The following is a 26,129-nucleotide window of genomic DNA, read 5'->3' as shown; positions in this document are numbered from 1 at the left end:
GAAAAGCCCATGAACATGAGCCACACCGAACGCCTGATCCTGAGCAACCAGTACGAGATCCTGGCCAAACTCAATCCAGAGAAAGCGGCGTCTTACCAGCGGGCCAGCACCATCATAGCGCGCGGCTACTGCCTGCAGATCCTCGAACTGGAGAAGAGCTTCGGTCATCTGGATCTGGCCACCTGTCAGGAGGTGATCGACACCCTGGAACTGCACCATGCGCTGGCCATCTCCTGGGGCAATCTTGATGGGGCCGATCAGAGTGAAATCACCGCCAGCCGGCTGGAATTCAACGGCTACAGCCGCAGCCAGGAGCGGGAGCTGGCCGACTACGTCTGCTTCCTGCTGGAAGTGGACAAGCGCTTCCCCGAGCTCAAGTGCCCATGTGACGAGCTTTCGAGCGACATTGCCATGCGCGACAAGTACCAGCGCATGCTGACCGTATGGCGCCAGTGCCCCCGTCAATACAAGCTCTCCATCCAGGAGATCCGCAAAGTATTGGCGGCCTGATCGACATGGATGGAAAAGGCGCCTCTGGGCGCCTTTGTCTGATTGGAAAACCTTGTTCGCCTATTCGTAGAGAAAAGATTTGTCCAGTTGCTTGAACGCAGCATTGAGGGTATCGGCCAGCTCTTCGTAACGGGGCTGGGCCACCAGTTGGCGATGACTGCCCTGCTCGTTCATCTTGCCGTTGATCTCGCGATACCAGCTGGCAAGGGAGGGAGGCAAACGGGTATCGGCACGCTGACCGAGCCAGTAGTAACCTTGCAGCGGCAGACTGAGCAAAAACAGCACTGAGGTCATGACGGAAGGCCAGTAGTGCAGCTCACCGAGCTGGAACTGCAACATGACGCTGAGCACCGCCAGCGCCGGAATGATCTTGAGGGCGAATTCGGTGGCCTTGATCACCCGATTCTCCGGAAACATGGAATTAAGCTCGGGACGGCGGGGCCAAAGGGTCATATAATGACGGCCTTGCTGTAACTTAGTTCCAAAAATGTTCATGCTCATGCTACCTCCGAGCTTTTTTTGAACGTATTAACGGCAAAACCTCGACTATATTTGATGCGCAATAACAAAGGTTGAGGATGACTTTGTTATTTTTCAACAATCGAGTTATCCTTTGTACGCCCAATTTTTGCACCAACGGCCTGCCGTTGAGCTGTCAGGGACGTCTGGATTTCGGGTCTTGTATCACTATACAAGGGGCAAGCAACAGATTGCCAACCCTCATAAGGATAAGTTGAAAGTTTTTGGACGCAACGCGTCCAACGCATCCTCCTACACAACCCAATCTGCGATAGGATTTATTCATGAGTAAGCTGGTTCTTGTACTTAACTGTGGCAGCTCGTCCCTGAAGTTTGCTGTCATTGACGCAACCACCGGTGATGACCTGTTGTCCGGCCTGGCCGAGTGTTTCAACCTCGACGACGCCCGCATCAAGTGGAAACTGAATGGCGAGAAAGGCAGTGCCGATCTGGGCGCTGGTGCCGCTCACCAGGAAGCGCTGGACTACATCGTCAACAAGATCCTGCCGCTCAATCCGGAACTGTCCCAGAATCTGATCGCCATTGGTCACCGTGTTGTTCACGGTGGTGAGCGCTTCACCTCCTCCGTTGTGATCTGTGATGACGTCATCGCCGGCATCGAAGCCGCCGTACCTTATGCACCGCTGCACAACCCGGCTCACCTGATCGGTATCCGTGAAGCCCGTCGTATCTTCCCGGCCCTGGCCGACAAGAACGTGGCCGTGTTCGACACCGCCTTCCACCAGACCATGCCGGAAGAAGCCTTCCTGTACGCCCTGCCGTACAAACTCTACAAAGAGAACGGCATCCGTCGCTACGGCGCCCACGGCACCAGCCACTACTACATCAGCCTGGAAGCCGCCAAGCAGCTGAACAAGCCGGTTGACGAGCTGAACATCATCAACTGCCACCTGGGCAATGGTGGTTCCGTCTGCGCCATCAAGAACGGCAAATCCGTTGATACCTCCATGGGTCTGACCCCGCTGGAAGGCCTGGTCATGGGTACCCGCTCCGGCGATCTGGATCCGGCCATCATCTTCTTCCTGCACGACAAGCTGGGCATGAGCGTGGCGGATATCAACACCATGCTGACCAAAGAGTCCGGCCTGCAGGGTCTGACCGAAGTGACTTCCGACTGCCGTTTCGTTGAAGACAACTACGACAGCAAAGAAGAAGCCAAGCGTGCCATGGATGTCTACTGCTATCGCCTGGCCAAGTACATCGGCGCCTACGCCGCCGCCATGGACGGTCGTCTGGATGCCGTGGTCTTCACCGGTGGTATCGGTGAAAACTCCGCTCCGATCCGTGAAATCACCCTGAACAAGCTGGGTCTGCTGGGCTTCGACGTCGATCACGACGCCAACCTGGCTGCCCGCTTCGGCAAGGGTGGCGAGATCACCAAGGCTGGTTCTACCAAGGCCCTGGTTATCCCGACCAACGAGGAGTGGGTCATTGCCCACGACGCGCTGGAACTGGTCGGCGCATAAATTCGCTGTAGAGCAAGGCCGCCCCAGGGCGGCCTTTTCCTGATCCCAAAAAATGAACAAGGGGTATTAAGTGGCACGCACTATTATGCTTATCCCGGTCGGCACTGGTGTCGGCGTAACTTCCGTGAGTCTTGGCGTTGTCCGCGCCATGGAACGTCACGGTGTCAATGTCAGCTTCTTCAAACCGGTCGCTCAGCCGCGTCCGGGTGAAACCGGTACCGAGCGCTCCACCGCCGTGATCCGCGCTGCTGCCAACATCAACCCGCCCGAGCCATTCGCCCTCTCCTACGCCGAGAACATGATCACCTCCAGCAACACCGACATCCTGCTGGAAGAGATAGTGGCTCGCTTTGAAGAGCACGTGAAGGCCAGCGGTGCCGAAGTGCTGGTCATCGAAGGCATGGTACCGACCGACAAGCAGCCGTTTGCCAACAAGCTGAACTATGACGTCGCCAAGGCGCTGGATGCCGACATGGTGTTCGTGACCCATCCGGGCAACGACTCCAGCCAGAAGCTCAAAGAGCGCATCGAGCTGGCCTGCTCCAACTTCGGTGGCGTCAACAACCCCCGTATCGTTGGTTGCGTCATCAACAAGGTAGGCGCTCCGGTTGACGAGCACGGCGTGACCCGCCCCGACCTGACCGAGATGTTCGAGGCGCACCACCACGCTTCTGAAGCGGCCCACAATCTGGAAGTGCTGCAAGTGTTCGGCAAGAGCCCGCTGCGCATCCTGGGTTGCATCCCCTGGAATACCCAGCTGATCGCCCCGCGCGCCAAGGATCTCGCCAAACATCTGGCCGCCAAGATCCTGCACAAGGGTGAGCTGGACAGCCGTCGCCTGCAAACCGTGACCTTCTGTGCCCGCTCCATCCACAACATGGTTGAGCACTTCCGTCCGGGCAGCCTGCTGGTGACCTCCGGCGACCGTTCCGACGTCATCGTTTCCGCCTGCCTCTCCGCCATGAACGGCGTCAAGCTGGGCGCACTGCTGCTGACCGGCAACTATCATCCCGAGCCGCAAGTGATGGCCCTGTGCCAACAGGCCATGGCCACCGGCCTGCCGATCATGATCACCGGCACCAACACCTGGCAGACCGCCGTCAGCCTGCAAAACTTCAACGTCGACATTCCGGAAGATGACCGCGAGCGTATCGAGCTGGTGCAGGACTATGTGGCTGGCCACATCGACAAGCACTGGATCGAGTCTCTCTCAGCCAAGTCTACCCGTTCCCGTCGTCTGAGCCCGCCGGCGTTCCGTTATCAGCTGACCGAGCTGGCCCGTCAGGCCAACAAGCGTGTCGTGCTGCCGGAAGGCGAAGAGCCGCGTACCATCAAGGCAGCTTCCATCTGTGCCGAACGTGGTATCGCCCGTCCTGTGCTGCTGGGTAACCCGGAAGAGATCCGTCGCGTTGCAGAGCAGCAGGGTGTGGTGCTGACCGACCGTGTCGAGATCATCGACCCGCTGGAGGTGCGCGAGCGCTATGTGCCGCGTCTGGTCGAACTGCGCAAGAACAAGGGCATGACCGAAGTGGTTGCCCGCGAACAGCTGGAAGACAACGTGGTGCTGGGCACCATGATGCTGGAGCGTGGCGAAGTAGACGGTCTGGTATCCGGCGCGGTACACACCACCGCCAACACCATCCGTCCGCCGATGCAGATCATCAAGACTGCCCCGGGCTCTTCCCTGATCTCCTCCATCTTCTTCATGCTGCTGCCTGATCAGGTGCTGGTGTACGGTGACTGCGCCATCAACCCGGATCCCACTGCCGAGCAGCTGGCCGAGATCGCCATCCAGTCCGCCGACTCCGCTGCCGCCTTCGGCATCGAGCCACGCGTCGCCATGATCTCCTACTCTACCGGTACCTCTGGCGCCGGTGCCGATGTAGAGAAAGTGCGTGAAGCGACCGAGCTGGCCAAGGCCAAGCGCCCCGACCTCATCATCGACGGTCCGCTGCAATACGATGCGGCCATCATGGAGAACGTGGCCAAGTCCAAGGCCCCTAACTCACCGGTTGCAGGTAAAGCCACAGTGTTCGTCTTCCCGGATCTGAACACAGGCAACACCACCTACAAGGCGGTACAGCGTTCCGCAGATCTGGTCTCCATCGGCCCCATGCTGCAAGGCATGCGCAAACCGGTCAACGACCTGTCCCGTGGCGCCCTGGTTGACGACATCGTCTACACCATCGCCCTGACCGGTATCCAGGCAGCTCAGGCCGAGTAATCGACCTTCAGCCAACCCTGTGAAAAACCCGCCGAGAGGCGGGTTTTTTTATAGTGGGCGGGCGACATATTGATCCGCAAGATCAAATCAGGATCCTGACCGGATCACTATGCCTCTCTCCATGGCTTGTCTGGCAAGGCTGGCAGGATAAGCAAACACTCACACCCGCCACAGGGGATTGCACAATTGCACCCCAGCAGAGATCAGATCCAAATACCCCTTTAAGATCAGCTCACTAACACTAGACACACCGCTAATCTACAGAGTTTTCCACAGCTTTTGTGGATAGTTTACTGATCATTTGAAAGAAAATGACAGACTCGCACTTCCCCCAGGCCCAGCTTGCGCCCGTGAAAAAGGGCTCCGAAGAGCCCCTTTGGGATAACAAATCCACCTGCCGAACAATCAGGGGCGCAGTGCCTTGTCCGCCCGGGAGATACCACAGACGCCGGAGCGCACCACTTCGATGATCTCGTTGGTCTGGGCGGCAGTCTTGATAAAGGCATCCAGCTTCTCGCTGGTGCCCACCAGCTGCACAGTGTACTGCTCCGGGGTCACGTCGACGATCTGGCCACGGAAGATGTCCGCCAGCCGTTTCAGCTCGTCGCGAGCACCACCGGCGGCGCGCGCCTTGACCAGCGCAATCTCCCGCTCGATATGCTCCCCTTCGCTCAGGTCACACACCTTGAGCACGTCCACCAGCTTGTGCAGTTGTTTCTGGATCTGCTCCAGCACCCGCTCGTCACCCATGGTGACGATTGTCATGCGCGACAGGGTGGGATCCTCGGTGGGGGCCACCGTCAGGGTCTCGATGTTGTAGCCGCGCTGGGAGAAGAGGCCCACCACGCGGCTCAGGGCGCCGGATTCGTTCTCCAACAGCACGGAAATAATATGTCTCATCAAATCTCCCCCGCCTTGCTCAGCCACATCTCGTCATTGATGGAACCAAACTTGAGCTCCATGAGGACGACCGAAATAATGTGTCCCATTGTCAGGTCCTCTCCGTCTTGCTCAGCCACATCTCGTCCATGGCACCAAACTTGATCTGCATCGGGTAGACATGCTCATCCGGATCGACCGAGATATCCATGAACACCAGCCGATCCTTGATGGCAAAGGCTTTCTCCATGGCGCTCTCCAGCTCCGCCGGATCGCTCACCGCGATACCGACGTGGCCGTAGGCTTCCGCCAGCTTGACGAAGTCGGGCAGGGATTCCATGTAGGAGTGGCTGTGACGACCGCCGTAGAACATCTTCTGCCACTGCTTGACCATGCCAAGGGCGCGGTTGTTGATGGAGATGATCTTGATGGGCACACCGTACTGCAAACAGGTGGAGAGTTCCTGAATGTTCATCTGTACCGAGCCGTCACCAGTGACGCAGCAGACCACGGCATCTGGGTTGGCAAACTGGGCGCCCATGGCGGCCGGAATACCAAAACCCATGGTGCCGAGGCCTCCGGAGTTGATCCACTGGCGCGGCTTGGCAAAGGGGTAGTAGAGGGCGGCGAACATCTGGTGCTGGCCCACATCGGAGGCAACGAATGCCTCCCCCTTGGTCACCTTGTACAGGGTCTCGATCACCTGCTGCGGCTTGATCAGGGTGGGGTGGGTCTCATAGGCCAGGCAGTTGCGGGAACGCCACTGGGCGATCTGGCTCCACCAGTCTGCCAGCGCCTGCTTGTCGTTGTCGAAGCCGCACTCGCGGATCACTTCCAGCATCTGCTCCAGCACGGTTTCCACCGAGCCGACGATGGGCACATGGGCCTGTACCGTCTTGGAGATGGAAGTGGGATCGATATCGATGTGCACTATGGTGGCATTGGGACAAAACTTGGCCACGTTGTTGGTGACGCGATCATCGAAGCGGGCACCCACGGCAAAAATCAGATCCGCATTGTGCATTGTCTTGTTGGCTTCGAAGGTGCCGTGCATCCCCAGCATGCCGACAAACTGCGGATGGGTGCCAGAGAAGGCTCCCAGCCCCATCAGGGTGGTGGTCACCGGCAGGTTCAGCAGCTCGGCCAGCTTGGTCACCAGATGATCCGCATTGGCATTGATGGCACCGCCGCCCACGTACATCACAGGGCGCTGGGCATCTACCAGCAATTTGGCGGCCCGCTTGATCTGGCCCTTGTGTCCGGCCTTGGTCGGATTGTAGGAGCGCAGGGAGACCGTCTCGGGATACTGATAGGGAAATTTCTCTTTCGGGTTCTGCACGTCTTTGGGCAGATCCACCACCACAGGCCCCGGGCGGCCGCTGGCGGCAATGTAGTAGGCCTTCTTGATGGCATCGGGAATATCGCTGGCTTTCTTGCACAGGAAGCTGTGCTTCACCACAGGACGGGAGATGCCGATCATGTCGGTCTCCTGGAATGCATCCTCCCCGATCATGCTGGTCGGTACCTGACCGGACAGGATCACCAGGGGGATGGAGTCCATGTATGCGGTTGCGATCCCCGTGATGCAGTTGGTCGCGCCAGGACCCGAGGTCACCAGCACTGTGCCCACCTTGCCGGTGGAGCGGGCGTAACCGTCCGCCATATGCACCGCGGCTTGCTCGTGCCGCACCAGGACATGCTCCATCTTTCCGTTTTCAAAGAGAGCGTCATAGATGTCGAGCACTGAGCCACCAGGGTAGCCGAAAACGTGCTCAACTCCCTGATCTTCCAGCGCTCTAACCACCATCTGGGCGCCTGATAACATCTCCATGATAAAGCCCTCCAGGCTTTGCTCCGTTAAGCGAAAGCTATCGACAGTCCGCTGCTTCCCGGCAGCGCCGGCCCCGTGTCTTGTTGTTGTCTGAATACGGGCCAGGCGAGTTCGGTGCCGTCGATAGTAGAAAAATAGGTTTTTTCCATCATTCACCCGAAAAGCGGGTGAAAATCCAACTTAACCCGCTTGCGAACGCTTGTCCACGGCTTTGTCTGACCAGAACAGTCATAAATTTCAAACAGCTATTAACATTCAGTGACTTGGTGAAAAGGGTGGGAACAAAGCGGGGAAGATGGGGGACTGGCTAGCGGATCATGCTGTCACTATGAGAAAAACAAGAAAAAAATAGCCCACCCGTCAGGGTGGGCTGTCGAGCAGAGCACAGACTTACTGTTCGTCTTCCGGCTCCGCCAGCCAGATCTGTTGATCCGGATCCGTCTCTTCACAGACCGAGATGCTGACCCCCATGTCCAGCAGCTCGTGCAGTGTCAGATTGTCTGCCAGTGTCATGGTATCGCCGTTTTCATTGGTAAAGCGCATTGTGTCCGTCCTCTCCTTGGTGGGATCCCTTTCAGTCTAGTCAAAGGCGCTCACTTGCGATAACCAAGTGCTGTTTAATGCGCAGCCCCCTTCCAGCTCACTCAAGCGATCACACACCTCTTCCGGAAACAGGGTGCGAGCCCACAGTCGGCGCGAGAGCTGTGCCACGCTCTCCTCTGCCCCGGCGGCGAGCCAGCTCGCCAGCTCGCCCGCCACATCAGGGTAGAGGATCTGGCCCGGAGCCGACGCATCCAGCCAGGCGCGCACCGCATTGGCATCCAGTCCATCCATCAAGTGGGCCAGCCCCATCAGCTCCAGCGTCTTGCTGTTGGTCAGTTGCTCGAACTGCCCTCCCAGCGGCTTGACCAGCAGCTTCTTGCCAAGGGAAAGCGCCTCCGACGCCAGCTCAAATCCCCCGTTGGTAATGACACCCCGGCAACCTGCCAAAACCTGCTTGAATCCTTCCCGTGCCTGCGGCTCGAAACGTATGTTGCGCCACTGGCTGGCGCTGCGAATGGCCGGGTGAAAGCAGACGAAACGCTGTTGATTGAAGCGCGACAAGAGAGCGGCGATGGCTTCAGTCTGTTCAAACGGCAGATAGACCAGGATCTGCTGATTGTCGGGCAGTGCAACGATGGGATCTATGATGGGGGGCAGCAGTGGCTGACCGAAGTGAAACCAGTGCAGTCCGAGGGACTGGCGAACCGGGGCAAAATGACGCATCAGCTGGCGATTGAAGCCGCTCTCGCCCCAACGCGGGATCGGCCAGTCAAAACTGGCCTGATGGCTGATGGTAAGGCTGGGCTTGCCCCAGCGATGGGCCGCGTGAGCACTGAGCGGTTCGAAATCGCTGATCACCAGATCGTAATCGCGACAATCCAGGGCCCGCATATCCCGCCAGAAGCGCAGGGGTGAGAGCCCCTTGAGGGTACGCCAGCCAGAAATGGCCCCCTCATGGCTGACAAAGGTGATGCCGGCAAAGGTACGGTAGTCGCCGAACTCGTCCATCTCGAAGTAACCATCGGCGGGGCGACCGCTGAACAGGTAATCGACCTCCAGCCCCTGCGCTCGCAGTGCACGAGCCAGGGTACGGCTGCGGCTGATATGACCGTTGCCGGTACCCTGCACGCCAAACAGTATCCTCATCCCTGATGCCAGCTGAGCGCAAGCAGGGCGCAACCACCGCCGAGCAGGGCACCGGCCACCAGATCGCTCAGGTAATGCACCCCAAGCAACAGACGTGACGCCCCCACCAGTGCGGCCCAGACAAACAACAAGGGCGCCCAGAGCGGGAAACTGGCGGCCAGCACGGTCGCCATCAGGAAGGCGGCGGCGGTATGACCGGAGGGCAGACTGTAACGATCGGAGGGGGTAATGAAAACCGGCAAACCCACCGGCCGCTGGCGTTTCAGCGCATTTTTGAGCAGCAGATAGAGCGGCAATTCGATGGCAAAAGCGAGCAGAGCCACCCCGACCAGTTCACGTTCCGCCTCCCCCTGCCACCAGAGCAGTGTCGCCAGTACGGCGTAGAGGGGCCCGTCACCGGTGCGGGAGATGAGCCGACTGATCCTGGCCTGTGGCCGGTTGTAGGAGTGGAGCAGGCAGATACGGCACACCTGCAGGTCCCATTGCTGGATCTTGTTCATAACCCCTCCTTCCCTGAAGTCTCTGTGCAGACTAGGGCAATGGAGTGACACTAAATTGAACAAGGGATAACAGATTTATGAAAAAAGGGCCGAATGGCCCTTTTTTACCGCAAGCGAGGCAAATGATCAGTTCAGGGTGCCGCGCAGGCCGTTTTCCATCAGCCGGCAGTTGTGATCCGCCAGACGGGCCATGAAGTGCTCATCCACGGTCAGACCAAACACCTGCTCGTAGAGATCCTTCATCACGAACGGCTGCCACATCATGCTGAGAAAGGAGATCTTCAGCATCTCGGGATCCAGGTTGTCACCCAGCTCGCCATTGCTCTTCATGGACTCCAGCAAGGCATCAAACTGGGGCAGTTGACGTTCCAGCAGACGATTCAGCACAAAATCCCGCCCGGGACTCTTCTCGGTCGATAATGCGCTGGAGATGGCGGAAGTGAGTTCGCTGTTAGGCGCCATCACCTGATAGTAGGTATTGAGCAGCTCATTGAGGCTGCGGTTGCCAATCTCGTCTTGCCATGCCTGGTCCAGCGGCTCGGCCACATCGCCCAGCACAGCCTTGTAAAGACCCTCTTTACTGCCGAAGTAATAATGGATCATCGCCAGATTGGAGCCGGCCAGCTCGGCGATCTCGCGGGTAGTGACTTTGCTGTAGGGCGTATTGAGAAAACGCTCACGAGCGGCACAAAGCAACTTGTCACGAATGTCAGAACGTCCGACCGGACGACCAGGTCTGCGTTTTTCCATTGGATACCTCAGATAATTCAGCAAAAACTGATAAGTCGATCTGATTGCATAGATGATCGAGTACAGCAGGAATGACCAGATAATCGGGCAAGGGCCGAATATGGGACAAGTAAATTTGCACTCCTTTACAATCCGATTAAATAAACCAGCGGATTGAACCGGTGAGTCCGGGTTGACACAGCATAAAAATCTCGATATTGGTAACAGCGTTATCGACTGGAAGGATTGAGTCATCATGCATATTGCCGCTCCGCTACTACTACTCTCCCTAATCGCGACCAGTCGCGCGGGATCCTTGTAGCCGGGCTCAGGCATAGCCGGAATTTACAAAAACCCGTGCACCCTGCACGGGTTTTTTTATGCCGCCGCAGGATGCACGTTACCGAACTTAGGAAGAGGGAAGTCACATGTCAGATCGGGTCATCATTTTCGACACCACCTTGCGCGATGGTGAGCAGGCCCTGGCGGCCAGTTTGACCGTCAAGGAGAAGCTGCAGATCGCCCAGGCACTGGAGCGGCTCGGCGTCGACATCATGGAAGTGGGATTCCCTGTCTCCTCCCCCGGCGATTTTCAATCGGTGCAGACCATAGCCCGCCACATCAAGAACAGCCGGGTCTGCGCCCTCGCCCGCGCCCTGCCCCAGGATATCGACGCCGCCGGTGAAGCCTTGCGGGTCGCAGAAGCCTTCCGCATCCATACCTTTATCTCCACCTCCTCCATTCACGTCGAGAGCAAGCTGAAAAAGAGCTTCGAGGATGTGCTGGAGATGGGGGTCAGCGCCATCAAGCACGCTTTGCGCTACACCGACGACGTGGAGTTCTCCTGCGAGGATGCAGGACGCACCCCGATTGATAATCTCTGTCGCATGGTGGAAGCGGCCATCAAGGCCGGCGCCCGCACCATCAATATCCCGGATACCGTCGGCTACACGGTTCCGACCGAGTTCTCCGGTATCATCCAGACCCTGTTCAACCGGGTGCCCAACATCGACAAGGCCATCATCTCTGTGCACTGCCACGATGACCTGGGACTGTCGGTGGCCAACTCCATCGGCGCCGTGCAGATGGGAGCCCGCCAGATCGAGTGCACCATCAACGGTATCGGCGAGCGGGCGGGCAACTGCTCCCTGGAAGAGGTCGCGATGATCCTGAAAACCCGCGCCGATCTGCTTGGGGTCCATACCAACATCCGCCACAGCGAAATTCATCGCACCAGCGCCCTGGTCAGCCAGCTGTGCAACATGCCGGTGCAGCCGAACAAGGCCATCGTCGGGGCCAACGCCTTCTCCCACAGCTCAGGCATCCATCAGGACGGCGTGCTCAAGGCGAAGAACACCTATGAAATCATCACCCCGGAGAGCATTGGCCTGCCTCAGAACAACCTCAACATGACCTCACGCTCCGGCCGTCACGTCATCAAGCACAGAATGGAGTCCATGGGCTATGCCGAGAGCAGCTACGATCTTGACCACCTCTACGGCAAGTTCCTGACCCTGGCCGACAAGAAGGGGCAAGTATTCGACTACGACCTGGAGGCGCTGGCCTTCTTCAGCCAAATCCACGAAGAGCCGGAGCACTTCAAGCTGGAGTATCTGGGCGTACAAAGCGGCAGTTCGGTACTGGCCACCGCCTCGGTCAAATTGAAGGTCGGACAGGATCTGGTCTGCGAAGCGGCTACCGGCAATGGTCCTGTGGATGCGGTCTACCAGTGCATCAACCGCATCACCGGCTACGAGATCCGCATCGACAAATACGCCCTCAAAGCCAAGGGTGAGGGCAAGAATGCCCTCGGCCAGGTCGACATAGTCGCCGAATACAAGGGACGAAAATTCCACGGCATGGGCCTGGCTACCGATATCATAGAGTCCTCTGCCCAGGCGTTGATCCACGTGATCAACAGCATCTGGCGCGCCGATCAGGTGGCCGAACAGATGGAACGCAACGTCACAAAAACAGACAAGATAAATACGGAGAGTGTGTGAGTATGAGCAGTTATCGGATCGCAGTGTTGCCGGGTGACGGCATTGGCCCGGAAGTGATGGCCGAGGCCGTCAAGGTGCTGGAAAAAGTGCAGGCCAGGTTTGGCTTCTCCCTCGAGTATGATCGCCACGACGTGGGTGGCATCGCCATCGACAACCATGGCACACCGCTGCCACAAAGCACCATCAAGGGCTGTGAGGCGGCCGATGCCGTGCTGTTCGGCTCCGTAGGTGGCCCCAAGTGGGAGCACCTGGCCCCCAACGATCAACCCGAGCGCGGCGCCCTGCTGCCCCTGCGTGCCCACTTCAAGCTGTTCTGCAACCTGCGTCCGGCCCGTATCTACACAGGTCTCGAGCAGTTCTCCCCCCTGCGCGCCGACATCTCGGATCGCGGTTTTGACATCGCCTGCGTGCGCGAGCTCACCGGCGGCATCTACTTTGGCCAGCCCAAGGGGCGAGAGGGGGAAGGGGCGAACGAGAAAGCATTCGACACCGAGGTGTACCATCGCTTCGAAATTGAGCGCATCGCCAGGATAGCGTTTGAATCGGCCCGTGTTCGCAAAGCCAAGGTCACCTCCATCGACAAGGCCAACGTGCTCGCCTCCTCCATCCTGTGGCGCGAGGTGGTGACTGAAGTCGCCAAATCCTATCCGGACGTGGCGCTGAACCACATGTACATCGACAACGCCACCATGCAGCTCATCAAGGATCCGTCCCAGTTCGACGTGCTGCTCTGCTCCAACCTGTTTGGCGACATCCTCTCTGACGAGTGCGCCATGATCACCGGCTCCATGGGGCTGCTCCCCTCCGCCAGCCTGAACGAATCTGGTTTTGGCCTGTTCGAACCGGCCGGTGGCTCGGCCCCTGATATTGCCGGCAAAGGGATCGCCAACCCCATCGCCCAGATCCTCTCCGCCGCCCTGATGCTGCGCTACAGCCTGGGACAGGAAGCCGCCGCTCAAGCCATCGAGCAGGCCGTGGCCCAGACATTGGCAGAGGGATACTTCACCGCCGACCTGCATCGGGCAGATGCTCGCCATCCGGTGCAGAGTACCGCCGACATGGGCACCCAGATCGCCGCACGGATCTGAGCCACCCAGCACATAACAAGGAATACAGAGCAATGGCCAAAACCCTTTATCAGAAAGTATTCGACGCCCACGTGGTACGCGAAGTGGACGGCGAAACGCCGCTCATCTACATCGACCGCCACCTGGTGCATGAAGTGACCAGCCCGCAGGCGTTCGATGGCCTGCGCGCCATGAACCGCCCACTGCGGCGCCCAGATCTGACCTGGGCAACCATGGATCACAACGTCTCCACCACCACCAAGGACATCGCCGCCTCCGGCGAGATGGCCCGCATCCAGATGGAGACACTTGCCGACAACTGCAAGGAGTTCGGGGTTCGCCTCTACGATCTCAACCACAAATATCAGGGGATCGTCCATGTGATGGGCCCCGAGCTCGGCATCACATTGCCCGGCACCACCATCGTCTGCGGCGACTCCCACACCGCCACCCACGGCGCCTTCGGTTCCCTTGCCTTTGGTATCGGCACCTCCGAAGTGGAACATGTGATGGCCACACAGACCCTGAAACAGGGCCGCGCCAAGACAATGCGCATTTCGGTCAACGGCAAGCTGGCGGAGGGCATCAGCGCCAAGGACGTGGTGCTGGCCATCATCGGCCAGGTTGGCCATGCCGGTGGTACCGGCTACGTGGTGGAATTCGCTGGCGAGGCCATTGCGGGCCTCTCCATGGAAGGGCGGATGACGGTGTGCAACATGGCCATCGAGCTGGGTGCCAAGGCGGGCATGGTAGCCCCCGACCAGACCACCATCGACTACATCCGTGGCAAGGAGTTCGCCCCCAAGGGTGAATCACTGGATCAGGCCATCGCCTACTGGCTGAGCCTCAAGAGCGACCAGGGCGCCCACTTCGATGCCGAAGTGATCCTCGACGCCGCCGATATAGCCCCGCAGGTCACCTGGGGTACCAACCCGGGCCAGGTGATTGCCGTCAATGAACCGATCCCGGCACCGGAATCCTTCAGCGATCTGATGGAGCAGCAATCCGCCCGCAAGGCGCTCGCCTACATGGACCTGCAACCGGGCCAGAAGCTCACCGATGTCGCCATCGACAAGGTGTTCATCGGTTCCTGTACCAACAGCCGCATCGAGGATCTGCGTGCCGCCGCCGCCATCGCCCGTGGCCGCAAAGTCGCCGCTGGCGTACAAGCGCTGGTGGTACCGGGATCCGAACAGGTGAAGGCCCAGGCCGAAGCCGAGGGTCTGGACAAGATCTTCCTCGAGGCGGGTTTTGAATGGCGTCTGCCCGGCTGTTCCATGTGTCTGGCCATGAACAACGACAGGCTGCAACCGGGGGAGCGCTGCGCCTCCACCAGCAACCGCAACTTCGAAGGGCGTCAGGGCCGTGCCGGCCGCACCCATCTGGTGAGCCCGGCCATGGCCGCCGCCGCCGCCGTCACCGGTCGCTTTGCCGACATTCGCGCACTGTAAGAGGAAATAGCGATGACAGGATTCAAACAACATAAAGGGATCGCCGTTCCCCTCGACAGTGCCAACGTCGACACCGACGCCATCATTCCCAAGCAGTTTTTGCAGAAGGTCAACCGCATCGGTTTTGGCAAGCACCTGTTCCACGACTGGCGCTTTCTCGATGATGCGGGCCAGCAGCCCAATCCCGAGTTCGTGCTCAACCAGCCGCGCTATGCCGGAGCCAGCATCTTGCTGGCCCGGGAAAACTTCGGCTGCGGTTCAAGCCGTGAGCACGCCCCCTGGGCGCTGGCGGATTACGGCTTCAAAACCCTGATAGCCTCAAGCTTTGCCGATATCTTCTATGGCAACGCCATCAACAACGGTCTGGTACCTGTGCGGTTGAAAGAAGAGGAGGTGGATCTCCTGTTCCAGCTGGTTGCCACACAGCCGGGCATCGAAATCGAGGTGGATCTGGAAGCCAATCAGGTGCGTGCCGGCGAGCTCAGCTTTGGTTTCGAGATCGACGAGTTTCGTCGCTATTGCCTGCTCAACGGGCTGGATGCCATCGGTCTGACCCTGCAGCACGAGGCCACCATCAGCGCCTTCGAAGCAAAGCAGCCAAGCTGGATCTGAACTGATCGCATTCCCTTGTAACAAGGCGCGGCCATCAAAAATAAAGCGAGTAGAATCAACAGGGAGCCTTGGCTCCCTGTTTTATTATCCCGCCGCCATGGGCGCCGATAGCGGGCTATCACGACACCACCGACAGGAAAGGATGATGAAGAGACCGACGGCTATCCCCCTGCTTTTCAGCTTGTTGTTCGCGCTTTCAGCGAGTGCAGGACAGACCTATTTCAACAACAACGGCGGTCAACTCAACGTCGGCTGGCAAGACAAGGAGGGCAAAGCCCAGCAGCTCAGCTATCGGCTGGACACCGGCAAGTTGCCGCCGCTCATCGCCTATCGCCCTGCCCGTATGCAGGAGGACGTGTTGCAGAGCCTGCTGCGACAGGCTGGCACCGAATTTCCCGAGGTGCAATTCACCCTCTCCCGCCCCGATATGAAGCTGCACCTGAAGAGCCGCAATCAGGACAAAGCCCGGGAGGCTCTGGCCTGGGCCACCCTCCAGCGCAGCAAGCTGGAGGCACAATGGCTCATGCAGCACTACTTCCAGCCCTTCACCCCGCCCGACGGCGGCCCAGCCATCAAGCAGGATCATGTACGCATAGCGCTGGAAAGCCGGGCCGAGCTGGCCCCGCTGGCCGAACAGCTCAAACAGAAGGGCGCTACCGAGACGGAGGCTCGCCAGAAGACGGTGGCTCATATGCTCGACTTCATCCAGGCCATCCCCTACCAGCTGCTCGACAGCCAGTCAGGACGCTCGGGCAAGGGCTTCTTGAGCCCCCGTCAGGTGTTGGAGCAGAACCGGGGGGATTGCGACAGCAAAGTTACCCTGATGGCGGCCATGCTGGCCCAGCTCTTTCCTGAATTGAAACAGGCCATGGTGTTCGTGCCGGGGCATGCTCTGCTGGGTGTCGCCCTGCCAGCCAAACCGGGCGACGAGACATTGATGTGGGAAGGCGAAAGCTATCTGTTGCTGGAACCAACCGGCCCGGGCCAGTTTGCGATGGGGCAAATAGCATCGACCAGCAAGACGCTGATCGATAGCAAGCAACTGAACGTTCAGCCAGTTCAGGCCAAGGAGTAACTCAGGTCGGTCACTCGGGTAAAAGTCGATAACAAGTAGCCAAGTGGGCAACCCAAGGATTTAACTTGGGACCAAATAGCATCGACCAGCAAGCGCTGGTCGATAACAGGCAATGGCGTCTTCAGCCGGTTCAGGCCTGGGATTGAAACTCGATGGCGAGCAGCAGGCCGTCCTCCTCCTCCAGCACCCGAATGATGCGGGCCTGGGCCTCGAACGGCGGCAACAGGTTGTTGTTGGTGGCCAGACTGACCCGGATGGGCTGGCTGACATCGAGCTGATGCTCGGCGACGGCGATCCCCATGCCGTTGGCGCTGAGATCCCGACAGACCCCCTCCAGCACTTGCTGTTGCTGAAAGACGGTGACGGGGGCGTTGATTATCATGCGCTGGAAGGCGCGTCTTTCCTTGGTACTGGTGATCACGGGAACATCCTCTGTTATGCCGAAGCCATCTCGATGGCCCGCAGGAACAATTGTGCTGGCCTCCCCCCAAGAACGTTAATACAATGCGGTTCGTTTCTCAAACGGGGTGCGGTTTACCGCTGAGATTATACCCGTGAACCTGATCCAGATAATGCTGGCGGAGGAATTTGAGGCATGGCGCTCATTTTTTGCGCTCTCATCCGCTGGCACCTCATGACTCATAGCAAGAAGTGCCATTGATGACATTTCCTCAGTTGGCACTTCACTACTAACAGGGAGTGCCGCTTGATGAAAACCCTGCTGCTGGTTGCCACCAGCCTGCTCAGTACCCAGGCCTTCGCGGCTGACACCCTCACCGTTTATACCTACAGCTCCTTCACCGCCAAATGGGGACCCGGTCCCAAGATCAAGCAGGCATTCGAGAAAGAGTGCGGTTGCAACCTCAATCTCGTGGCGCTGGAAGATGGCGTCGCCATCCTCAATCGGCTGCGGCTGGAAGGCAAGCACAGCAAGGCCGATCTGGTGCTGGGGCTGGACGATGCCCTGTTGAGCGAAGCCAAGCAGAGCGGCCTGTTCGCCCCGCACACTACCAAGCTCGATGGCATCAAGGTGCCGGGTGGCTGGCAGGATGACACCTTCGTCCCCTATGACTACGGCTACTTCGCCTTCGTCTACAACAAGGACAAACTCAAAACGCCCCCCAAGAGCTTGAAAGAGCTGGTAGAACGCCAGGATCTCAAGGTGATCTATCAGGATCCACGCACCTCTACCCCGGGTCAGGGGCTGATGCTGTGGATGAAGTCCGTCTATGGCGATCAGGTGCCTGCCGCCTGGACCCAGCTTGCCAAAAAGACGGTCACAGTCACCAAGGGCTGGTCCGAAGCCTATGGCATGTTCCTCGATGGGGAAGCGGACATGGTGCTCTCCTACACCAGCTCCCCCGCCTATCACCTGATCGCCGAGAACAAGCCCCAATATCAGGCCGCCGCCTTCGAAGAGGGGCACTACCGTCAGGTGGAAGTGGCCGCCAAGCTGAAAAGCGCCAAACAGGGCAAGCTGGCCGACCAGTTTCTGCAGTTCATGATAAGCCCCGCCTTCCAGCAGGAGATCCCTGCCGGCAACTGGATGTATCCGGTGACAAATGCGCCGCTGCCCAAGGGCTTCGAGCAGATGATCACAGTCAGCAAGCCGCTGAGTTTCACCAGCAATGAGGTGGCCGCCAATCGCAAGAACTGGATCCGCGAGTGGCTGCAAGCCGTCACCCAGTGAGCACCAAGGTTCGTCCCCTCTGGTGGCTGCCGGGTAGCGCAGCCACCCTCTTGATCCTGTTGTTGTCCCTGGGGCCGCTCGTCGCCCTGCTGTGGCAGGCCGGTTCGCTGGCCCCCCGCACCCTGCTGGCCGATCCCTATCTGCGCCATGTGCTGGGCTTCAGCCTGGGGCAGGCGCTGCTCTCCACCCTGCTGAGCTTAGGTGTAGCCATTCCGGTGGCAAGAGCGCTGGCGCGGCGCCGCTTCATCGGTCGACGCCTGCTGCTCAAGCTATTTGGGCTCTCGCTGGTGCTGCCGGTCATCATCGCCATCTTCGGCATAGTGGCGGTTCACGGCAAACAGGGTTGGCTATCACAGCTGCTGCGCGGCCTGGGGCTGGATCCCGGCAACTACCTGTACGGCCTGTTTGGCATACTACTGGCCCATGTCTTCTTCAACATGCCGCTGGCGGCGCGCCTCATGCTGCAGAGCATAGAGAGCATCCCCGAATCGAGCTGGCGTCTCGCCAGCCAGCTGGGCATGCGCTCCTCCCACATCTTCCGGCTGCTGGAGTGGCCGCTCATTCGCGGCATACTGCCGGGGCTTGCCAGCCTCATCTTCATGCTCTGCTTCACCAGCTTCACCACAGTGCTGGCGCTGGGGGGCGGACCCAGGTCCACCACGCTGGAGGTGGCCGTCTATCAGGCGCTGCGCTTTGATTTCGACCTCGCTACCGCCGGCGGCCTGGCGCTGGTGCAGCTGATCCTGACCGCCACCCTGCTCTTGCTGCAACACAAGCTGCAGACCACACCGGCCAGCCGGATCAGCAGCCATCGTCCCTGTCTGCGACCGGATCGCCATCAACCGGGGACAGTGCTGGTGGATGCCGTGGCGCTCTGCACCGGGCTCGCCATCTTCCTGCCGCCTCTGCTGGCAATCCTGGTGGCCGGTTTCAATCCCGGCCTGCTGACGGCGCTGGCCTCGGCGCAGCTGTGGCAGGCCAGCGGCCAGTCGCTGCTGATCGCGCTGGCGGCGGGTACCCTTGCCACCCTGCTCGGCAGCGGCCTGCTGCTCACCAGCCGTCACCTCAAGGTACGCACCCGTCAGCGGCGGGCCGCAGCCCTGTGGGAAGCCAGCGGATCCATGATCCTGATGATACCGGCGGTGGTGCTCTCCACTGGCCTCTTCATCATGTTCATGCCCTTTACCGATGTCTTTGCCCTCGGCCCCTGGCTGGTGGTACTGGTCAACGCTCTGATGGCGCTGCCCTATGTGCTGCGCACCCTCTCAGCACCCATGCAGCTGGTGGTGCGCCAGTACGATAGACTGGCTGACAGCCTGGGGGTGCGCGGTCTGCATCGCCTGCGGCTGGTGGAGTGGCCCCTGCTGCGCCGCCCGCTGGCACTGGCGATGGCGCTCTCGATGATACTGTCGCTCGGGGATCTCGGCGCCATCGCCATGTTTGGCAGCCAGGAGCTCACCACATTGCCCTGGCTGCTCTATCAGCAGCTCGGCAGTTACCGGCTGACCGAGGCGGCCGCCACCGCACTGCTGCTGCTCACGCTCTGTTTTTCCCTGTTCTGGCTGGTAGAACGCGGGCTTGGAGGAAAAAATGCTGAACATTGATGGGCTGGTCACCAGCTACCCCGATTGGCGAGTCAGCTTCAGCGCGACCCTGCCCAAGGGAGAGATCACCGCGCTGATAGGGCCAAGCGGGGCGGGCAAGTCGACCCTGCTCGGCATGATCGCCGGTTTCGTGCCGGTGGAGTCCGGCACCCTCAGCTTCGACGGCGAAGATCTGCTGCCGCTGGGGCCTGCCGAGCGGCCGGTCACTACCCTGTTTCAGGATCACAACCTCTTCCTGCACCTGTCGGTGTTTGACAATATCGCCATCGGCCTGCACCCGGGCCTGCGTTTGAGCCCGGCTCAGCAGGCGCAGGTGAAGCAGGCCGCAGAGCGGGTCGGCCTTGGCGACATGCTGGCACGGCTGCCGGAGCAACTCTCCGGCGGCCAGCAACAGCGGGTCGGGCTGGCGCGCGCCCTTGTGCGTGGCAAGCCCTTGCTGCTGCTGGATGAGCCTTTCTCGGCGCTCGATCCCGCCTTGCGCCGGGAGATGCTGGCGGAGGTGGCCAGGCTTGCCTGCGAGCAGGGCATCACAGTGCTGATGGTCTCTCACAATCCGGAAGATGCGCAGCTCATCGCCGATCAGGTGCTGTTTGTCGACGAGGGACGCATCGCCCTGCAGGGCACACCGGATATACTGCAAAACAGTGATCATCCCGGCCTGCTGCGCTACCTTGGGCAATGACCCCAGGACGCTGAACCCGTGACGGGATCAAAAAAGGGGAAGCCAAGTGGCTTCCCCTTTTTCATATGAAGATAGTCAGTTAAATCAGAGATTTTCCTCGGCGAAGGAGGCGAGCTTGCTGCGTACCACCCCGTTCAGGAAGATGTTGGCACTGCCATCGAAATCCTTGAAACGCTCGACTATGTAGGTGAGACCCGAGGTCACCGGGCTCAGGTAGTTGGAGTCGATCTGGGCCAGGTTGCCGGAGCAGACGATCTTGGTCCCCTCACCGCAACGGGTGATGATGGTCTTGATCTGGGATGCGGTCAGGTTCTGGCACTCGTCCAGCAGCACGAAAGTGTTCTGGATGCTGCGCCCGCGCATGAAGTTGACCGATTTGAACTGGATGTTGGCCTTCTCCATGATGTAGCTCAGCGAGCCGCTCATGTTCTCGTCCTGCTTGTGCAACACCTCCAGGGTATCTGTCACCGCCGCCAGCCAGGGCATCATCTTCTCTTCTTCGGTGCCGGGCAGGAAGCCGATGCTCTCGGCAATCTCCGGGGTATTCCGGGTGACGATGACTTTCTCGTAAATCCCCTTCTCAATCACCAGCTCCAGCGCGGCGGCCATGGCCAGCAAGGTCTTGCCGCAGCCGGCCGGGCCGGTCAGGATCACCAGATCGATGTGCGGATCGAGCAGGGCATCCAGCGCCATGCCCTGATAGACGTTCTTGGGATGGACCCCCCAGGCCTTGCGTGACATCAGTCGCTCACGGCCCAGATCCTTGATGCGGATCTTGTGGCCATCGTTGCTCAATACCCTGGCGGCGAAGAAATTCTCCTCGTCGAGCAGGTACTGATTGACGTGTACTCCCTCCAGCAAGTTCGAGTCGATCACATGGACGGTATCGCGGCCATGGGTCTCGCTGTCGCACTCGCCGACCCGCTCCCAGAAACTGCCGGGCACCACCTGAAAGCCTTTGGCAAGCAGACGGATATCGTCGATCAGCTGGTCGCTGCGATAGTCCTCGACGTGCGCCAACCCGGCCCCCTTGGCCTTGAGGCGCATGTTGATGTCCTTGGTCACCAGCACCACCTGGCGTTTCATCTCATGCTTTTGCAGATAGAGGGCCGCGTTGATGATGCGGTTGTCCGCCTCCTTGTCGGTGAACACCTCGGCATCCTGGGGCAGATGGTGGTCACTGAAGATACAGATATTGCCGCTCGCCTCACCCGCCAGCGGTACGCCCTGGGTGATCTGCTCCGGCGTTGCATCGCGGAACACGTCTTCCAGCGCACGAATGGCTACCCGCGCGTCGCGGCTGACATCCTTGTTGCGATCCTTGATGTTGTCGAGCTCTTCCAGCACCGTCATGGGAATGAGCACGTCGTGCTCTTTGAAGGAGTAGATGGCGAGGGGTTCGTGAAGCAGAACGTTGGTATCCAGGATAAACAGCTTTCGGTCCGTATTGTCCATAAGCATCCTCCTTGGCACTGAAGGTGCCACGTGTGTGAATCTCAGATGTCATTGAAACCACACGAGCGTGACAGTTTTATTACCCCCAACGCTACGCCCGATTTTACTATCGCGCAACAAATCGCTTGAGCGGCAGGATCGTTCGAACAGAAAAGCAGCAATAAAAAGACCGGCACTGTGGCCGGTCTTGTTCAAGTGCTCAGTGGCTTGTCAGCCACACTTGGAGTCGCCGCAGTTGAGGCAGGTCATGCAGCCATCCTTTTGCACCAGCGCCTTGGTATTGCACTTGTAGCAAAGCGCCGCACTGGCCGGGAAACCATTGCCGGCCTGCTGCTCTTCGGCTTCCTGAGCCGCCTTCAGCTCGGCCTGTTTCTCGGCCAGAAACGCCTGCTGATGCTCATCCAGCCCCGGCAGCTTGATCATGCCGATCTCGGTGAGATGGGTCTCGATCACGTTGCCAATTTCGGCGATAAGGGAGGGAACATACTTGCCCTTGTTCCAATAGCCGCCCTTGGGATCGAACACGGATCTCAGCTCCTCCACCAGGAAAGTGACATCCCCGCCCTTGCGAAACACCGCCGAGATGATGCGGGTCAGCGCCACTATCCACTGATAGTGTTCCAGGCTCTTGGAGTTGATGAAGATCTCGAACGGGCGCCGGGTCTCGTGAACCGTGCCCTCGTTGAGAATGATGTCGTTGATGGTGATGAACAACGAGTGCTCGGAGACATGCTCCGGCGTCTTCAGCTTGTAGGTGGTGCCCATCAGCCGCTCCGGCCGCAGCACGGTTTCGTGCATGTGCACCACGTCATCCTGCGGAGCCAGATCTTCCTGCGGCTCATCCCGGGTTTTCACCTTGTAGGCGACGATTTTCCTGTCGATCTTCTTGACCATAATCTGTTCTCAGAATTTACCGTAATAGCCTTCTTTCAAGGCGTCATAGAGGTTGGCGGCGGTATGCAGCTCGCCATCGTATTCGATCTCTTCGTTCCCCTTGACGGAGATGACAGAGCCATCCTCCAGGGTGAACTCGTACTGAGTGTTCTCCAGATCCTTCTCCTTCACCAGCACGCCCTGGAAGGCCTCAGGGTTGAAGCGGAAGGTGGTACAGCCCTTGAGCCCCGAGTCTGAGGCATACATGTAGATATCCTTGAACTGCTCGAACGGGAAGTCGGTCGGCACGTTGGCGGTCTTGGAGATGGAGGAATCAATCCAGCGCTGGGCCGCTGCCTGAATGTCCACGTGCTGGGCCGGGCTGATGTCGTCGGCCGTGATGAAGTAATCCGGCAGACGGCAGGCCTCATCCTCGGTGTAAGGCATGGCACTTGCGTTAATGAGCTCCCGGTAGGCGAGCAGCTCGAACGAGTAGACATCCACGCTCTCCTTGCTCTTTTTGCCAGGCTTGATGACATTGCGGCTGTAGTGATGGGCAAAGCTCGGCTCTATACCGTTGCTGGCGTTGTTGGCCAACGACAATGAGATGGTGCCGGTCGGCGCTATGCTGCTGTGGTGGGTGAAACGCCCCCCCACCTCGGCCAGCTCGGCCACCAGGGCGGGATCCACCTCGGCCACCTGCTGCATGTAGCGGCTGTAGCGCGCATGCAGCACCTTGCCCTTCACCATGTCACCCAGCTTGATGCCATCGGCCGCCATTTCGGGGCGCAGTCGCAGCATCTTGCCGGTCACCTCGAACTCCTGCTCCATGATGGGGGCCGGGCCCTTCTCTTTTGCCAGGCGCAGGGACTCCTGCCAGCCGGTCATGGCCAGCTCCAGGGATACCTGCTCGGTGAAGGCGACGGAGGCCGCAGAGCCGTATTTGATCTGCAGCATGGTGAGGGTAGAGCCAAGGCCGAGAAAGCCCATGCCGTGACGGCGCTTGGCGGTGATCTCCTCGCGCTGCTTGGCCAGCGGCAGTTGGTTGATCTCCACCACGTTGTCCAGCATGCGGGTGAAGATGGCCACCACCTTGCGAAACCCCAGCCAATCGAAAGCAGCTTGCTCGGTGAAGGGGGCGCGCACAAACTGGGTCAGATTGACCGACCCCAGCAGGCAGGCTCCGTAGGGGGGCAAGGGCTGCTCACCGCAGGGGTTGGTAGCGCGGATCTCTTCACAGAACCAGTTGTTGTTCATCTGGTTGACCTTGTCGATCAGGATGAAGCCGGGCTCCGCATAGTCGTAGGTGGAGGTCATGATGACGTTCCACAGCTTGCGGGCAGGCATGGTCTTGTAGACCTTGCAGGCCACCTGCCCCAGCGCGTTGATGACCACCCCTTCCTTGTTGGGCCAGTCGGCCCAGAACACCACTTCGGGATCGTCCAGCGCAATGCCGTCCTGTTCCACCTCTTTGGCGGTGTAGGGGAAGATCAGCGACCAGGGAGCATCCTCCTTCACCGCCTTGACGAAATCGTCGGTGATGAGCAGGGAGAGGTTGAACTGACGCAAGCGGCCATCTTCACGCTTGGCCTGGATGAATTCGATCACATCGGGGTGACGGATATCCATGGTGCCCATCTGGGCGCCGCGCCGACCACCGGCTGACGAGACGGTGAAGCACATCTTGTCATAGATATCCATGAAGGAGAGCGGGCCCGAGGTGTAGGCACCGGCACCGGAGACGAAGGCGCCGCGCGGACGCAGAGTCGAGAAATCATAGCCGATACCGCAACCCGCCTTCAGGGTCAGGCCGGCCTCGTGCACCTTGCCGAGGATATCGTCCATCGAGTCTTCGATGGTACCGGAGACGGTACAGTTGATGGTTGAAGTGGCCGGCTTGTGCTCGAAGGCACCTGCGTTGGAGGTGATACGCCCCGCTGGGATGGCGCCGTTGCGCAGCGCCCACAGGAAGGGTTCATACCAGGCATCAGACTCCAACTCCTGCTCGGCCAGGGCGCGGGCAACCCGCTGGTAGGTCTCGTCGATGGAGCCATCTATCGGGGCCCCATCCTTGCTCTTGAGACGATACTTTCTGTCCCAGATCTCGAGGGACGTTTCCTGCAGGGGGATGGGGCGAGAGCCGAGTTCACTCTCCAGCACCGGGTTGGATTTAGCCATTTTCAATCAACCTTATGTGAATGCATCAACATCATGACAGCGACAAAACACAACCAATAGTGATACTTGCAAAAAATAACACAATATATAGTACAGCCACTGCCATGAGGGCGCCGATTCTATCCTAAAAAAATGCCCCGGCCAGCAGGTTTCTGGGCCGAGGCATTTAACTGATTCATTTTCTGAAAGATTTAGCGATCAGGAAGCACTCAGGGTTTCTTGACGTACACGCTCGGCGTCTCGCCAGCCATATTCAGATAGAACTCGTAGACCCCATCCGCATCCGGCGAGAATTTCATGTCCTCGTACTTGGAGCAGGGGTTGACCGGCACGGCTTCCCCACCCAGCACGGCGACACCGTCACTCGGGCTCTTGTAACCGAAGTTGGTGCCACAGCTCCAGCCGGAGTCGGCAAACTTGAACTTGTAGGGAGCCCACTCTTTCTTGAGCGTGCCTTTGGCCATGTAAAGCTTGTCAGCGACCTTGACCACCTTGCTCGCATCGGTTGCCATCCAGTCGTTCATCTCCCCACGCAGGTAGATGGACTTGCCACCGAAATCGCTGTTGTCTGCCGCCTGTTCTGCACCACCATGGGATGCGCAACCGCCTAATACCAGGGTTCCCGCCGCCAGCATCATCGTTACTGTTCTTTTGAACATGTGTCCATTCCTCAAATTATTGTGATTCCTTGGCCCATCGAACGTGAGCAGACGAATTAAAGCAGAGCGGGCATCGCAAGAAAGGTAGAGGCATCACATTCTGTGGTTTTTATATCCAACCACTGGGATAAATGGATGAGTTTCGAGCGAAACGATGCAAAAAATGCGGGACAAGATACGGGGAGGGAATCGAGCGAAAGTCTCGTAAGGGGGCTATCACATGGCGATGAGTGCCAAAGACTCAAATTTCAAATAATAAAAAACCCCGCTCGATGAGCGGGGTTCTTCGTGTTGGGTGCCTGGCAGTGTCCTACTCTCGCATGGCGAATGCCACACTACCATCGGCGCTACCGCGTTTCACTTCTGAGTTCGGCATGGGATCAGGTGGTTCCACGGCGCTATGGCCGCCAGG

23 protein-coding genes, 1 rRNA gene and 1 riboswitch are annotated in these 26,129 nt (G+C 59.2%); of the genes, 11 read left to right on the top strand and 13 right to left on the bottom strand.

Going from position 1 to position 26,129, the window contains the following annotated elements:
* The first annotated feature begins 9 nt into the window (after positions 1 to 9).
* Positions 10 to 510, top strand: coding sequence for a YfbU family protein (locus GWQ27_RS20295; protein WP_017412149.1), 501 nt, complete (start codon positions 10 to 12; stop codon positions 508 to 510).
* A gap of 60 nt (positions 511 to 570) precedes the next feature.
* On the opposite strand, the gene yfbV is transcribed toward GWQ27_RS20295, so the two are convergent.
* Positions 571 to 1,011: a terminus macrodomain insulation protein YfbV gene (gene yfbV / locus GWQ27_RS20290; RefSeq protein WP_011899053.1), complete on the bottom strand. Its 441-nt coding sequence runs from the start codon at positions 1,009 to 1,011 to the stop codon at positions 571 to 573.
* A gap of 302 nt (positions 1,012 to 1,313) precedes the next feature.
* On the opposite strand from yfbV, the gene GWQ27_RS20285 reads away from it, so the two are divergent.
* Positions 1,314 to 2,516 (top strand): acetate kinase, encoded by a 1,203-nt coding sequence (locus GWQ27_RS20285; RefSeq protein WP_005311607.1) that lies wholly within the window; start codon positions 1,314 to 1,316, stop codon positions 2,514 to 2,516.
* A gap of 70 nt (positions 2,517 to 2,586) precedes the next feature.
* Positions 2,587 to 4,740 carry a phosphate acetyltransferase gene (gene pta / locus GWQ27_RS20280; protein WP_042467240.1) on the top strand — a complete coding sequence of 718 codons (2,154 nt, stop codon included), beginning with the start codon at positions 2,587 to 2,589 and terminating at the stop codon, positions 4,738 to 4,740.
* A 405-nt stretch (positions 4,741 to 5,145) separates the two neighbouring features.
* On the opposite strand, the gene ilvN is transcribed toward pta, so the two are convergent.
* From ilvN to GWQ27_RS20250, 6 genes are all read right to left on the bottom strand, one after another.
* Positions 5,146 to 5,640, bottom strand: a complete 495-nt coding sequence (ilvN, locus tag GWQ27_RS20275) for an acetolactate synthase small subunit (protein WP_005311605.1) — start codon at positions 5,638 to 5,640, stop codon at positions 5,146 to 5,148.
* Between the two features lie 91 nt (positions 5,641 to 5,731).
* Complete coding sequence (locus GWQ27_RS20270) at positions 5,732 to 7,450, bottom strand: acetolactate synthase 3 large subunit (RefSeq protein WP_219591845.1); 1,719 nt, start codon at positions 7,448 to 7,450, stop codon at positions 5,732 to 5,734.
* A 390-nt stretch (positions 7,451 to 7,840) separates the two neighbouring features.
* Positions 7,841 to 7,993 (bottom strand): hypothetical protein, encoded by a 153-nt coding sequence (locus GWQ27_RS20265; RefSeq protein ID WP_010673158.1) that lies wholly within the window; start codon positions 7,991 to 7,993, stop codon positions 7,841 to 7,843.
* A gap of 36 nt (positions 7,994 to 8,029) precedes the next feature.
* Positions 8,030 to 9,139 carry an MJ1255/VC2487 family glycosyltransferase gene (locus tag GWQ27_RS20260; RefSeq protein WP_034283657.1) on the bottom strand — a complete coding sequence of 370 codons (1,110 nt, stop codon included), beginning with the start codon at positions 9,137 to 9,139 and terminating at the stop codon, positions 8,030 to 8,032.
* On the bottom strand, positions 9,136 to 9,639 hold the full coding sequence (locus GWQ27_RS20255) for a phosphatase PAP2 family protein (RefSeq protein ID WP_021139762.1): 504 nt from the start codon (positions 9,637 to 9,639) through the stop codon (positions 9,136 to 9,138). Before GWQ27_RS20255 ends, GWQ27_RS20260 begins: the two co-directional genes overlap by 4 nt.
* 126 nt (positions 9,640 to 9,765) lie before the next feature.
* Positions 9,766 to 10,389, bottom strand: coding sequence for a TetR/AcrR family transcriptional regulator (locus GWQ27_RS20250; RefSeq protein ID WP_021139763.1), 624 nt, complete (start codon positions 10,387 to 10,389; stop codon positions 9,766 to 9,768).
* A gap of 407 nt (positions 10,390 to 10,796) precedes the next feature.
* On the opposite strand from GWQ27_RS20250, the gene leuA reads away from it, so the two are divergent.
* From leuA to GWQ27_RS20225, 5 genes are all read left to right on the top strand, one after another.
* Positions 10,797 to 12,371 carry a 2-isopropylmalate synthase gene (leuA, locus tag GWQ27_RS20245; RefSeq protein WP_005311593.1) on the top strand — a complete coding sequence of 525 codons (1,575 nt, stop codon included), beginning with the start codon at positions 10,797 to 10,799 and terminating at the stop codon, positions 12,369 to 12,371.
* Between the two features lie 2 nt (positions 12,372 to 12,373).
* Positions 12,374 to 13,459: a 3-isopropylmalate dehydrogenase gene (leuB, locus tag GWQ27_RS20240; protein WP_275908182.1), complete on the top strand. Its 1,086-nt coding sequence runs from the start codon at positions 12,374 to 12,376 to the stop codon at positions 13,457 to 13,459.
* A 32-nt stretch (positions 13,460 to 13,491) separates the two neighbouring features.
* On the top strand, positions 13,492 to 14,889 hold the full coding sequence (leuC, locus tag GWQ27_RS20235; protein WP_275908181.1) for a 3-isopropylmalate dehydratase large subunit: 1,398 nt from the start codon (positions 13,492 to 13,494) through the stop codon (positions 14,887 to 14,889).
* 12 nt (positions 14,890 to 14,901) lie between these two features.
* The gene (gene leuD / locus GWQ27_RS20230; protein ID WP_005311585.1) at positions 14,902 to 15,501 is read left to right on the top strand and encodes a 3-isopropylmalate dehydratase small subunit; all 600 of its coding nucleotides are present in this window, start codon (positions 14,902 to 14,904) and stop codon (positions 15,499 to 15,501) included.
* Between the two features lie 145 nt (positions 15,502 to 15,646).
* The gene (locus GWQ27_RS20225) at positions 15,647 to 16,576 is read left to right on the top strand and encodes a transglutaminase domain-containing protein (RefSeq protein ID WP_275908180.1); all 930 of its coding nucleotides are present in this window, start codon (positions 15,647 to 15,649) and stop codon (positions 16,574 to 16,576) included.
* 130 nt (positions 16,577 to 16,706) lie between these two features.
* Here GWQ27_RS20225 and GWQ27_RS20220 read toward each other — a convergent pair whose 3' ends face one another.
* The gene (locus GWQ27_RS20220) at positions 16,707 to 16,997 is read right to left on the bottom strand and encodes a PilZ domain-containing protein (RefSeq protein ID WP_021139767.1); all 291 of its coding nucleotides are present in this window, start codon (positions 16,995 to 16,997) and stop codon (positions 16,707 to 16,709) included.
* Positions 16,998 to 17,089: 92 nt separating this feature from the next.
* A riboswitch (TPP riboswitch) is annotated at positions 17,090 to 17,180 on the top strand.
* 105 nt (positions 17,181 to 17,285) lie between these two features.
* Between GWQ27_RS20220 and thiB the strand changes: the two genes are divergently transcribed.
* From thiB to thiQ, 3 genes are read left to right on the top strand one after another with little or no spacing between them, the layout of a single operon-like run.
* The gene (gene thiB, locus GWQ27_RS20215) at positions 17,286 to 18,266 is read left to right on the top strand and encodes a thiamine ABC transporter substrate binding subunit (RefSeq protein WP_275908179.1); all 981 of its coding nucleotides are present in this window, start codon (positions 17,286 to 17,288) and stop codon (positions 18,264 to 18,266) included.
* On the top strand, positions 18,263 to 19,870 hold the full coding sequence (thiP, locus tag GWQ27_RS20210; RefSeq protein WP_125596184.1) for a thiamine/thiamine pyrophosphate ABC transporter permease: 1,608 nt from the start codon (positions 18,263 to 18,265) through the stop codon (positions 19,868 to 19,870). Before thiB ends, thiP begins: the two co-directional genes overlap by 4 nt.
* Positions 19,857 to 20,552: a thiamine ABC transporter ATP-binding protein gene (gene thiQ / locus GWQ27_RS20205; protein WP_034523917.1), complete on the top strand. Its 696-nt coding sequence runs from the start codon at positions 19,857 to 19,859 to the stop codon at positions 20,550 to 20,552. Before thiP ends, thiQ begins: the two co-directional genes overlap by 14 nt.
* An 84-nt stretch (positions 20,553 to 20,636) precedes the next feature.
* Here the strand turns inward: thiQ and GWQ27_RS20200 are convergent, their stop codons facing one another.
* From GWQ27_RS20200 to rrf, 5 genes are all read right to left on the bottom strand, one after another.
* Positions 20,637 to 22,007, bottom strand: a complete 1,371-nt coding sequence (locus tag GWQ27_RS20200; protein WP_021139771.1) for a PhoH family protein — start codon at positions 22,005 to 22,007, stop codon at positions 20,637 to 20,639.
* Positions 22,008 to 22,217: 210 nt separating this feature from the next.
* Positions 22,218 to 22,901, bottom strand: a complete 684-nt coding sequence (locus GWQ27_RS20195) for a hypothetical protein (RefSeq protein WP_021139772.1) — start codon at positions 22,899 to 22,901, stop codon at positions 22,218 to 22,220.
* Positions 22,902 to 22,910: 9 nt separating this feature from the next.
* A complete protein-coding gene (locus GWQ27_RS20190; RefSeq protein ID WP_275908178.1) occupies positions 22,911 to 25,058 on the bottom strand; it encodes an adenosylcobalamin-dependent ribonucleoside-diphosphate reductase in 2,148 nt (715 codons plus the stop codon).
* Between the two features lie 209 nt (positions 25,059 to 25,267).
* Positions 25,268 to 25,717 carry a pullulanase gene (locus GWQ27_RS20185; protein ID WP_034523914.1) on the bottom strand — a complete coding sequence of 150 codons (450 nt, stop codon included), beginning with the start codon at positions 25,715 to 25,717 and terminating at the stop codon, positions 25,268 to 25,270.
* Positions 25,718 to 26,014: 297 nt separating this feature from the next.
* Positions 26,015 to 26,129: ribosomal RNA gene (gene rrf, locus GWQ27_RS20180) — 5S ribosomal RNA — on the bottom strand.

The sequence above is a fragment of the Aeromonas sp. 5HA1 genome (genome assembly GCF_029237245.1).
Lineage (GTDB): Bacteria > Pseudomonadota > Gammaproteobacteria > Enterobacterales > Aeromonadaceae > Aeromonas > Aeromonas salmonicida.
Note: the sequence above shows the minus strand (reverse complement) of the source record. Positions and strands in the feature narration are given on the sequence as shown.

Excerpts from the sequence above, each read along its gene's own strand:
- GWQ27_RS20295 (WP_017412149.1), top strand. The coding sequence starts at position 10 with ATGAACATGAGCCACACCGAACGCCTGATCCTGAGCAACCAGTACGAG.
- yfbV (WP_011899053.1), bottom strand. The coding sequence starts at position 1,011 with ATGAGCATGAACATTTTTGGAACTAAGTTACAGCAAGGCCGTCATTAT.
- GWQ27_RS20285 (WP_005311607.1), top strand. The coding sequence starts at position 1,314 with ATGAGTAAGCTGGTTCTTGTACTTAACTGTGGCAGCTCGTCCCTGAAG.
- ilvN (WP_005311605.1), bottom strand. The coding sequence starts at position 5,640 with ATGAGACATATTATTTCCGTGCTGTTGGAGAACGAATCCGGCGCCCTG.
- GWQ27_RS20270 (WP_219591845.1), bottom strand. The coding sequence starts at position 7,450 with ATGGAGATGTTATCAGGCGCCCAGATGGTGGTTAGAGCGCTGGAAGAT.
- GWQ27_RS20265 (WP_010673158.1), bottom strand. The coding sequence starts at position 7,993 with ATGCGCTTTACCAATGAAAACGGCGATACCATGACACTGGCAGACAAT.
- GWQ27_RS20260 (WP_034283657.1), bottom strand. The coding sequence starts at position 9,139 with ATGAGGATACTGTTTGGCGTGCAGGGTACCGGCAACGGTCATATCAGC.
- GWQ27_RS20255 (WP_021139762.1), bottom strand. The coding sequence starts at position 9,639 with ATGAACAAGATCCAGCAATGGGACCTGCAGGTGTGCCGTATCTGCCTG.
- GWQ27_RS20250 (WP_021139763.1), bottom strand. The coding sequence starts at position 10,389 with ATGGAAAAACGCAGACCTGGTCGTCCGGTCGGACGTTCTGACATTCGT.
- leuA (WP_005311593.1), top strand. The coding sequence starts at position 10,797 with ATGTCAGATCGGGTCATCATTTTCGACACCACCTTGCGCGATGGTGAG.
- leuB (WP_275908182.1), top strand. The coding sequence starts at position 12,374 with ATGAGCAGTTATCGGATCGCAGTGTTGCCGGGTGACGGCATTGGCCCG.
- leuC (WP_275908181.1), top strand. The coding sequence starts at position 13,492 with ATGGCCAAAACCCTTTATCAGAAAGTATTCGACGCCCACGTGGTACGC.
- leuD (WP_005311585.1), top strand. The coding sequence starts at position 14,902 with ATGACAGGATTCAAACAACATAAAGGGATCGCCGTTCCCCTCGACAGT.
- GWQ27_RS20225 (WP_275908180.1), top strand. The coding sequence starts at position 15,647 with ATGAAGAGACCGACGGCTATCCCCCTGCTTTTCAGCTTGTTGTTCGCG.
- thiB (WP_275908179.1), top strand. The coding sequence starts at position 17,286 with ATGAAAACCCTGCTGCTGGTTGCCACCAGCCTGCTCAGTACCCAGGCC.
- thiQ (WP_034523917.1), top strand. The coding sequence starts at position 19,857 with ATGCTGAACATTGATGGGCTGGTCACCAGCTACCCCGATTGGCGAGTC.
- GWQ27_RS20200 (WP_021139771.1), bottom strand. The coding sequence starts at position 22,007 with ATGGACAATACGGACCGAAAGCTGTTTATCCTGGATACCAACGTTCTG.
- GWQ27_RS20195 (WP_021139772.1), bottom strand. The coding sequence starts at position 22,901 with ATGGTCAAGAAGATCGACAGGAAAATCGTCGCCTACAAGGTGAAAACC.
- GWQ27_RS20190 (WP_275908178.1), bottom strand. The coding sequence starts at position 25,058 with ATGGCTAAATCCAACCCGGTGCTGGAGAGTGAACTCGGCTCTCGCCCC.
- GWQ27_RS20185 (WP_034523914.1), bottom strand. The coding sequence starts at position 25,717 with ATGTTCAAAAGAACAGTAACGATGATGCTGGCGGCGGGAACCCTGGTA.